Source organism: Brevundimonas sp., from assembly GCF_036732845.1.
In the GTDB taxonomy this organism is placed as follows: domain Bacteria; phylum Pseudomonadota; class Alphaproteobacteria; order Caulobacterales; family Caulobacteraceae; genus Brevundimonas.
Window position 1 is genome coordinate 1 of record NZ_DAINBO010000060.1, and the last position, 9,706, is coordinate 9,706.

The 9,706-nt window shown below is 67.5% G+C and carries 6 protein-coding genes; 3 read left to right on the forward strand and 3 right to left on the reverse strand.

The window, feature by feature from the left end:
• Window positions 1-311 precede the first annotated feature (311 nt).
• Together V7D63_RS12640 and V7D63_RS12645 are read left to right on the forward strand one after the other, a co-directional pair.
• Entirely contained in the window at window positions 312-2,909 is a 2,598-nt protein-coding gene (locus tag V7D63_RS12640) for a TonB-dependent receptor plug domain-containing protein (RefSeq protein ID WP_333592637.1), read from the forward strand.
• Window positions 2,909-3,991, forward strand: coding sequence for a pyridoxal phosphate-dependent aminotransferase (locus V7D63_RS12645; protein WP_333592638.1), 1,083 nt, complete (start codon window positions 2,909-2,911; stop codon window positions 3,989-3,991). Before V7D63_RS12640 ends, V7D63_RS12645 begins: the two co-directional genes overlap by 1 nt.
• A gap of 100 nt (window positions 3,992-4,091) precedes the next feature.
• Here V7D63_RS12645 and V7D63_RS12650 read toward each other — a convergent pair whose 3' ends face one another.
• From V7D63_RS12650 to V7D63_RS12660, 3 genes are all read right to left on the reverse strand, one after another.
• Window positions 4,092-4,874: a transglutaminase-like domain-containing protein gene (locus V7D63_RS12650; protein ID WP_333592639.1), complete on the reverse strand. Its 783-nt coding sequence runs from the start codon at window positions 4,872-4,874 to the stop codon at window positions 4,092-4,094.
• A 112-nt stretch (window positions 4,875-4,986) separates the two neighbouring features.
• Window positions 4,987-6,345, reverse strand: coding sequence for a sigma-54-dependent transcriptional regulator (locus tag V7D63_RS12655; protein WP_333592640.1), 1,359 nt, complete (start codon window positions 6,343-6,345; stop codon window positions 4,987-4,989).
• Window positions 6,345-8,129 (reverse strand): sensor histidine kinase, encoded by a 1,785-nt coding sequence (locus V7D63_RS12660; RefSeq protein ID WP_333592641.1) that lies wholly within the window; start codon window positions 8,127-8,129, stop codon window positions 6,345-6,347. Before V7D63_RS12660 ends, V7D63_RS12655 begins: the two co-directional genes overlap by 1 nt.
• 292 nt (window positions 8,130-8,421) lie before the next feature.
• On the opposite strand from V7D63_RS12660, the gene V7D63_RS12665 reads away from it, so the two are divergent.
• Window positions 8,422-9,706: dicarboxylate/amino acid:cation symporter (locus V7D63_RS12665; RefSeq protein WP_333592642.1), on the forward strand; the 1,285-nt coding region annotated here is incomplete at its 3' end.

Genomic DNA, 9,706 nt, shown 5'->3' on the forward strand with positions numbered 1-9,706 from the left:
GCTCGTCAGGCTCATAACCTGAAGGTCGTAGGTTCAAATCCTACTCCCGCACCCAAAAACACCAACACCCCCGAAGCCCCGGCTTCGGGGGTGTTGTCGTATCTGCCCCCAAACCATGCGGAATCGGCCCGGACGGCCAAGCGGAATGCGGGCTAACCGAATAGTTTTTCTAATGATGCGGATAGAAGCTATCGTTAGCGGTCTCGTGGCCGAACGACGTAGCAAGTCCCAAGGAATTTCGGGGCTGTATCACGATGACTACAACGCGCGCTCAATACCGATCAGGGGTTTTCCTGGCGGGAGTTTCTCTAATGGCATTGGCTGGGCCGGTTCTCGCGCAGGCGACGCCGTCACCATCTGCAGAGATCGACGAGGTGGTCGTCACCGGCACCCGGCTGGCCAATCGCACCGTGACCAATTCGCCTGTGCCGATCGACGTGCTGACGCATGAGGAACTGACCCGCAGCGGTCATTCGGGCACGGCGCGGGTGTTGCAGACCCTGATACCGTCGTTCAACTATCCCACGCCGACGACGCCGGACGGCAATACCCATATCCGCTCGGCCAGCCTGCGCGGCCTGTCGCCGGACCAGACCCTGGTGCTGGTCAACGGCCGCCGCCGCCATACCGCCGCATGGGTCAATGTCGGGGGCACGATCGGCAAGGGTTCGGTGCCGACCGATCTGAACGCCATTCCGCCCAGCGCCGTCGCCCGCGCCGAGGTCCTGCGGGACGGCGCCTCGGCCCAGTATGGGTCCGACGCCATCGCCGGGGTGATCAATCTGCGCCTGCGCGAGGACCTGGGCACGGAGGCGGCGGTCAGCTATGGCGCGACCAAGGACGGCGGCGGCGACACCTATGAGGCGTCGCTCGATCACGGCTTCGCTCTTGGCGACGACGGCGTGTTGCACGCCACCCTCTATTATCGGGACGTCACGGCGGCCAATCGCGCCCGACCCGACACGCGCCAGTTCTACTTCGGACGGTCCGGCTCGGGCAGCCTGGTCAATCCGTCGTCGAACGTGGGGGCGGGCGTAGGCCTGGCGCCGCCCGGCGGTCCGGCGGGGACGACGCTTGACCCGCGCGAGGCGACCGTGGGCCGCAACGTCTGGCGGTTCGCCGACTCGGCCGACATCGAACAGACCGTCCTGTTCCTGAACGCGCGCAAGCCGCTGGGTCAGGTCGAGGTCTACGTCTTCGGCGGCTGGGATCAATCGGACGCTACGTCCAACGCCTCCTTCCGGCGTCCGGCCCAGCCCGAGAACGTCCGGGCCATCTATCCGGACGGCTTCCTGCCCTATGTCGACACGGCCTCGGAGAACCTGTCCGCCTCGGCGGGCGTGCGGGGCGAGGCGGCGGGCTGGGCCTGGGACCTGTCCTCGACGTGGGGGCGGAACACGTTGGAGTATCGCACCCGCAATACGCTGAATGCGACCTTGGGCGCAGCCAGCCCGACAAGCTTCTACAATGGTCGACTGGAAGCCTCGCAATGGACCACCAATCTGGATCTGACGCGCGCCTTCGATCTCGGTTTGGCCGCACCGGTCGAGGTGGCGGGCGGGCTGGAGTATCGCCGTGACGGCTACGCCATCGGGGCCGGAGAACCCGATTCCTACCGCAACGGCGGCGTCCTGGTTCTGGACGGCCCATCGGCCGGCGCCGTGCCCACCATCGGCGCCCAGGGCTTCGCCGGCATTCAGCCACGCGACGTCGTCGATGTGCACCGCCACAGTCTGTCGGCCTATGCCGAGGCGTCGACCCAGTTGACCGAAGCGTTGTTGCTGACAGGCGCGGTTCGCTATGAGGATTTTTCGGACTTCGGATCCACGACCAATGTCCAGGCGGCCGGTCGCTATGACGTGGGCGGCGGATTGGCGCTGCGGGCGTCGGCTGGAACCGGCTTCCATGCGCCGGCCTTGGCCCAGCAGTATTATTCCTCGACCTCCAGCCGTACCCTGGTCGTCGGCGGCGTGCCGGAATATGTCCTGGTGCGCACCGCTCCGGTCACCGCCACCGAGGCGCGACTGCTCGGGGCCAAGCCGCTGGAGCCCGAGGAATCCCGCAGCGTCTCGCTGGGCGCCACCTGGCAGGGCGCGCTGGCGGGCGGGCGGCTGTCGGCCTCCATCGACGCCTATCGGATATCCATCGACGACCGGATCGCCCTGTCCTCCAACTTCGTGGACACTGGCTCGTCCACCGCGATCCGCAGCTTCCTGGCCGCCAACGGTCTGCCCGGCGTGTCGAGCGTGCGCTATTTCGCCAATGTCGGCGATACGCGCACCGAAGGCTTCGATGTCAGCGCGCGGTGGCGCTATGTCGGCGCCGGCTGGGGGGCGGTCACCCTGACCGGCGGCTACAACCGAAACGACACCAAGGTGACGCGCCTGGCGCCGACGCCGGTCGAACTGACCCGCCTGGGCGTGCTGACGCCGCTGTTCGACGTGACGGAGGTCACGCGGACGGAGCGGGGGCAGCCGCGCGATACTCTGCAACTGGGCGGAACCTGGGATTCCGGCCCTTGGTCGGTGACGGTGCGGGCGCAACGTTATGGAAGGGTCGAGCAACTGATCCTGACCAATCAGAGCGCCGCCAATGTCGCGGTCTTCGCCAACGGCTCGACCCCCTTCCACACCCTGGCCACCCAGGCCGGGGCGAGCGGAAACTTCGACGTCGTCCAGACCCTGAAGCCGGTTGTCCTGACCGATGTCTCCGTGGAGTACCGCATCAACAAGGCCTTGAAGCTGGAGGTCGGCGCCGACAACATCTTCAACCAGTATGGAACCGAGAACATCGCCAGCACGCCCTCGGTCCAAGGCGGGGATACCTTCGGCGCCTTTCCTTACAGCGAATACTCCCCGTTCGGCTGGAGCGGCGCCTTTGGTTACGTCCGCCTGAAGGCGAGCTTCTGATGCGCGCGACCCGACGACTTGTCCTAGGCGGGGGGCTGACGGCCGGCGCGCTTGCAGCCTTGCCGGCCGCCGCCCAATCGCCCGCCCGGTCGCCCAGCCAGCTTCAGCTGGGCCTCAATGAAAACCCCTGGGGTCCGTCGCCGCGCGTGGCGCCGGCCGTGCGGGCCGCGCTGGGTCAGGTCAATCGCTACGTCGAGGACGAGGCCGCGGCCTTCGAACGGCAGGTCGCGGCCTTCGAAGGGGTAACGCCCGATCAGGTCGTGGTGGGCGAAGTGCTGGCGCCGCTGGGTCTTCATCTGGCCCTGGCGGCCGGAAGCGCCAGCCGCTTCGTGCACAGCGCCCCCGGCTACGCCGGTTTCACAGACCCGGCCGCCGCCGTCGGCGGTCGGCTGGATCCCGTGCCGCTGGATGCGCGGTACGAGAACGATCTGCCCGCCCTTTTGGCGCGGGCGGAGGGCGCGACGGCCCTGTTCGTGGTGAATCCTCACAATCCGTCCGGGACCGTCAGCGACCCGGCCGCTTTCCACGACTTCCTGCGTCAGGCCGCCCGCAAGACCCTGGTGATCGTGGACGAGGCCTATCTGGAGTACGCCGGAGACTACGCCGCCCGCACGGCGGCGCCCCTGGTGGCGCAGGGGCTGAACCTGGTGGTCTTCCGCACCTTCGCCAAGGTCTATGGTTTGGCGGGTCTGCAGTTGGGCTACGCGCTGGCGCCGGCGGATCTGGCCGGTCGTCTGAAGGCCAAGGGGGTGGGCGCGCCGCATTCTCTCGATCGCCTGGCCCTGGCGGCCGGCGGCGCGGCGCTGGCGGATCAGGATCACGTTCGATCCGTGGTGCGGCGAACGGCGGTGGAGCGCGACCTCTATCACGCGTGGCTGGACCGACTGGGCTGGCCCCGCACGGCGTCGAAAGCGAACTTCGTCTTCTTCCGCGCCCCGCGTCCCCAGGTCGAGATCGCCGCAAGCCTTCGCGACCAAGGGGTCGATATCGGCCGCGCCCATCCACCCCTGACCGACTGGACCCGCATCAGCCTGGGCTTGTCGGAAGAGAACCGCCGGGTTCGGGCGGTGCTGTCCGCCTGACCTCCGGGTCCTGGGAAGGATCGTCGCCTGTATGCGGTGAGTTCGGCCTCGCGTCTCTGAGATGCGGGGCGCCGCCCGAGAAAGCAGGGACCGACCGCAGTCAATCCTCGGCTAGGTCCACCGTCACCTTCTGACGCACCATTTCGCATCGGTCCTGGGTCGTCAAAAACGCGATATCGGCGGCGTCGCGGCCGCAGGCGATGCGCACCAGTCCCTCCACCGGCGCCAACCCCGTGGGATCGATCAACCACCAGCCGCTGTCCAGCCAGACCTCGAACACGGCGTGGAAATCCGGAGGCGTCAGTTGATGGGCATAGGCGCTGATCGCTCGCGCCGGGATGCCGGATGCCCGGCACAGGGTGATGCCCAGATGGGTGAAGTCGCGACACACTCCCGCCCGATCGATGAAGGTCCGCGCCGCCGTCGTTTCTGTGTCGGAAACTCCGTGCTCATAGTCGATGTTGGCGCTGATCCAGTCCAGAATCGCCAGCACGCGCTCTCCGCCCGTCGTTTCGCCGAACTGGCGCGTCACGAAGCGTCCGAACTGGTCCGATGGACAATACCGGCTGGGGGACAGATAGATCAGGGCCTCGGCCGGCAGGTCTCCCCAGTCGTGTTGGGATACGTTGGCGGGCAGACCCTGCAAGCGACCGTTTTCGACGGTCGCCTCATAGGTCAGGCTCACTTCGCCCGCCATGTGGGCGCGCAGGGTTCGCGCCCCGAACTCGGCGTCCTCGTCCTCCTGAAAGGATACGGGCGGGTCGAAGGCCAGCGTCTCCGCAAGAATATGCTGGCCCGGCCAATGCGCCGCGTGGATCTTGTAGATCGCGTCGGTCGGCGGATCGAAGCGGTACGCCAGTTCGGCGCGCACGCGCAGTTTCATGGGATGTCCTGGAGGAAGGGAAGTCGGCCGCTCAACGCCATGCGTGTGGGGCCGTTCCGTGACTACTCCTCACGTCGAGGCGCGCCAAGATGCAGATACCTGTCCGTCTTGCTCAACGTCGTCGCTCAGCCGGTCGGCGGAAGTCGGCGGGGCGCAGGCTGTGGCGGGCCAGCTTGTCGTAGAGGGTCTTGCGCGGGATTTTCAGGCGCCGCTGGACCTCGGTCACGTCTCCGTCGCTGTCGGTCAAGGTGTCCTGCAGGACCTGAGCCTCGAAGCGGGCGACGCGCTCGGTCAGGCTGAGGTCGGACAGGGCGTCGGTCGCCCCTGCGTCCGGCTCGAGTCCCAGGGCGAAACGCTGGGCGAAATGGGCCAGTTCGCGGACGTTGCCCGGCCAGTCGGCTTCCAGAAGACGGGCGCGGACGGCGTCGGTCAGGGGCGGATGGGCGCCTGAAGGGCCGACCGGCGCGCGGGCCAGCAGATGGGCGAAAAGCAGGGGTATGTCCTCTCGCCTTTCCTTCAACGGCGGCACACGCAGACGGACCACGTTCAGCCGATAGAAGAGATCCTCGCGCAGCCGGCCGTCCGCGACGGCGCGGTCCGGATCGCTCTTGATGGAGGCCAGGACGCGCAGGTCCAGAATGCGGGGTTCGTTGGCCCCGATGGGGTGGATTTCGCGCTCTTCCAGCACCCGCAGCATCTTGACCTGAGCGTCCAGCGGCATGCTTTCGACCTCGTCGAGGAACAGCGAGCCGTTGTGGGCGCGTTCCACATGGCCGACGCGACGACGCAGGGCGCCGGCGAAGGCGCCCAGTTCGTGGCCGAACAGTTCGCTCTCGACCAGACCTTCGGGCAGGGCGCCGCAGTTGACGGCGACGAAGGGGTGCAGCCGACGGCGACCGCCGTTGTGCAGGGCGCGGGCGACCGCCTCCTTGCCCACGCCCGTGTCGCCCTCGATCAGAACATCCATGCGGGCGTCTGCGATCTGGGCGATGGTGGCGCGCAGCGTCCGAATGGCGCGGCTGTCGCCCAGCAGCGGCAGTTCCACATTCGCCTCGGAGGACAGGGCCGCCAGGCGACGGTTGTCCAGCACCAGGGCGCGTTTTTCCATCGCCCGTTTCAGGCTGTCGTGCAGACGGTCGAAGGCGAAGGGCTTGGCCACGAAGTCATAGGCCCCGTCGCGCATGGCGGCGACCGCCTCGGCGATGTCGCCATGGCCGGTCATCAACAGGACGGGCAGGCTGGGATCCAGCGCCAGCAGCCGGGTCAGCAGTTGACGTCCGTCCAGCCCCGGCATCCGCAGATCGGTGACGATGACGCCGGGGAAGTCGGCGTTCAGGCCTTTCAGCGCCGCCTCCGCCGTGGTGAAGGGGCGAACCTCGAACCCTTCCAGGGCCAGCCGTTCCTGCAGGGCGGCGCGGAAATCGGCGTCGTCCTCGACCAGGGCGACGGTGTTGAGGCGGGAGAACTCCATCAGGCGGCTTTCAGAGTGACGACGAAGATGGCGCCGCTGGGCGAAGGGCGCAGGGTCAGTTCGCCCCCGAAGCCGGCTACGATGTCGCGACAGATGACCAGGCCCAGGCCCAGGCCCGTCGCCTTGCTGGTGACGAAAGGCGTGAACAACTGGCTCTGAATCTCATCCGGCACGCCGGGTCCGTTGTCGGCGATCACCAGATCGACCTGCTTCCCACGCCGCACGATGGTCAAGGTCACGACAGGCTCGGGCGTCCCTTCCAGCGACTCGACGGCGTTCTGCATCAGGTTGACGATGACCTGTTCCAGCCGGAACCGCTGGCCCAGCACGTCCGCCTCAATCACGGTCTTGTCGCGCACCAGGCGGACGCCCGCCTGTTTCAATCGGCCGCCCAGCAGCAGAAGGGCGCCGTCGATCGCCTCGGGCAGATTGACCGGCTGCAGCGTGGCTTCGGCTTTGCGCGAAAAGGCGCGCAGTTCCTGTGTGATGGCGCCGATACGGGCGGTCATTTCACCGATCTGATGCAGGGGGCGGGCGGCCTTGGCCGGCTGGTCCCGCTCCAGATACGCCGCAGCCGTCTCGGCCTGGGTGCGGATGGCGGCGACGGGCTGGTTGATCTCATGGGCCACGCCGGCTGCGATCTGGCCCAACGCCGCCAGCTTTCCGGCCTGGACCAGCTCGTCGCGCAGAACCTCGCGCGCGGCTTCCGCCGCCTGACGCTCCTCGATCTGGCGGTTCAGGGCGGCGTTGGCGGCGCTGAGGTCCTGGGTGCGTTCGGCGATCCGGCGTTCCAGCTCGATGCGCGCGGCCTGGGCGGCGCGTTCGCGCGCGACGGCCTGTTGGCGCCGGCGCAACAGCACGCCCGCGACGCCGAAGATCAGCGTCAGGATCAGGGCCGTCAGGGCCCGCGCGGCGGCGACCGCCGCACCGATGGCGCCGCGTGTCGGCGTCAACAGATGCAGCACCCAGCCGGGCGTCGCCGTGTCCGCCTGACTGTACATCCAGTCGCGCCGAACCCCGTCCAGCGGGGCCTTGATCAACCGGGGTCGCTCGCCGTCGGGCGTGGCGAAGGGCAGGGGCGTCAGCGCGCCCTGACCAAGGGTCTGGTCCGTCAGGGTCAGGCGGCGGCTGGCGGCGTCCAGCGGCCGCAGGGTCCGGAACCGCCATTCCGGCACGCTGGTGATCAGCACGACCCCCGCCGGATCGGCGACGTAGGCGGGTTCTCCAGAAGCGCGCCACTCGGCCTCCAGGGCGTCGAACTCCACCTTCACCACCACTACGCCTACAGGTCGGCCGGCGGGGTCTTCGATCCGCCGCGCCAGATAGAGGCCGGGACGACCGCTGACGGTGCCCAGGGCGAAGAACTCGGCCGCGCCGTTCCGCATCGCGCCGATGAAATAGGGACGAAAGCCGTAGTCGGCGCCCACGAAACTGGTCGGCAGCCGCCAGTTGCTGGCCGCCCGTGTCACCCCACTGGCGTCGATGACATAGATGGCCGCCGCGCGGGTCTGGACGGCGAGAGCCTCCAGCTTGAGGTCGATGGCTCGGGCCGAGGCGTCGGGCGCGCCCTTCAGCAGGTCGGCGATGTCGGGATCGGTCGCCAGGGCCAGGGGCAGGGAACGGTGCTTTTCCAGTTCGCTGCGCAGGACGGCGGCATGAAGGGCGGCCGCCGTTTCCGCCTGCCGCGCCAAGGTCGCAGTCGCGTCGCGGCGGGCGGCCTCGCCAACGACGAAGGCGGCGATCAGAACGGCAAGGATCCAGCACACGACCAGGGCGACCCACATCCGGCCCGACCGGCTGCGTCCGAAAGCGCGGATTCGAACTGAAAGCGGGGGGACGGTCATGCGGCGCACTGTGCGACAATCCGCACGAAACGGCCACAAATTTGCGCGGATTGACGCACGTCGCTTCGACCCACTACCTCAAAAAACGTAAAATATTTATCTTAATCAAAAAGATATGAGTTTTTCCTGCTGGGCTTGGCGGTCGATGGCGAGGGCGTGACACTGACGACCAAGCGCGACGCAGATTGCGCGGAGGAAGTGGCGAGCGTGGCTTGCTGTCTGGAGCATCGAAATGATTCCTGCCGCGTCCGCAGCGCCGGCGACGACCGTGCGTCGTCCCTTCTATCGGCATCTGTATTTCCAGGTGCTGATCGCCATCGCCCTGGGGGCCTTCATCGGTCATTTCTGGCCCACGTTCGGCGAGAGCCTGAAACCGCTGGGCGACGCCTTCATCAAGCTGGTGAAGATGGTCATCGCCCCGGTGATCTTCCTGACCATAGTGACGGGCATAGCGGGCATGCGCGACATCGGCCGGGTCGGGCGCGTGGCGGCCAAGGCCTTCGCCTATTTCCTGGTCTTCTCGACCCTGGCGCTGATCGTCGGCCTGATCATCGCCAATCTGGTCCGGCCCGGTCACGGGCTGAACATCGACCCGGCCAGCCTGGATACGGGCGCGGTCGCCCAATACGCCCAGGCGGCGCATGAGAGCACCATCGTCGGCTTCCTGACCGGCATCATCCCGGACACGGTCGTCAGCGCCTTTTCGACCGGCAACATCCTGCAGGTGCTGTTCGTCTCGATCCTGTTCGGCATCGCCCTGGCCCTGGTCGGCGACCTGGGCAAGCCGGTCCTGACCTTCCTGGACTCCGCCAGCGCGGCCTTCTTCAAGCTGGTCGCCATCCTGATGAAGGCCGCGCCCATCGGCGCCTTTGGGGCCTTCGCCTTCACTATCGGCGCCTATGGCATCGCCTCGGTGGCCAATCTGTTCGCCCTGATCGCCACCTTCTATCTGACCGCGATCATCTTCGTGGTCGGGGTGCTGGGTCTGGTCGCCCTCGCCAACGGCTTCAACATCCTGAAGCTGATCCGTTATCTGAAGGAAGAACTGCTGCTGGTGCTGGGCACCTCCAGCTCCGAGGCGGCCCTGCCCAGCCTGATCTCCAAGATGGAGCGGGCGGGGGCGGCCAAGTCGGTCGTCGGCCTGGTCGTGCCGACCGGCTATTCGTTCAATCTGGACGGCACCAACATCTATATGACGATGGCGGCCCTGTTCATCGCCCAGGCGCTGAACATCGATCTGAGCCTGCAGGACCAGATCCTGCTGCTGCTGGTGGCCATGCTGTCGTCCAAGGGGGCGGCGGGCATCACGGGCGCGGGCTTCATCACCCTGGCGGCGACCCTGTCGGTGGTGCCCAGCGTGCCGGTGGCGGGCATGGCCCTGATCCTGGGCATCGACCGCTTCATGAGCGAGTGCCGCGCCCTGACCAACTTCATCGGCAACGCCGTGGCCACCATCGTGGTGGCCCGCTGGGAGGGCGAACTGGATCGCGACGCCCTGAAGGCCGCCCTGGACGGCG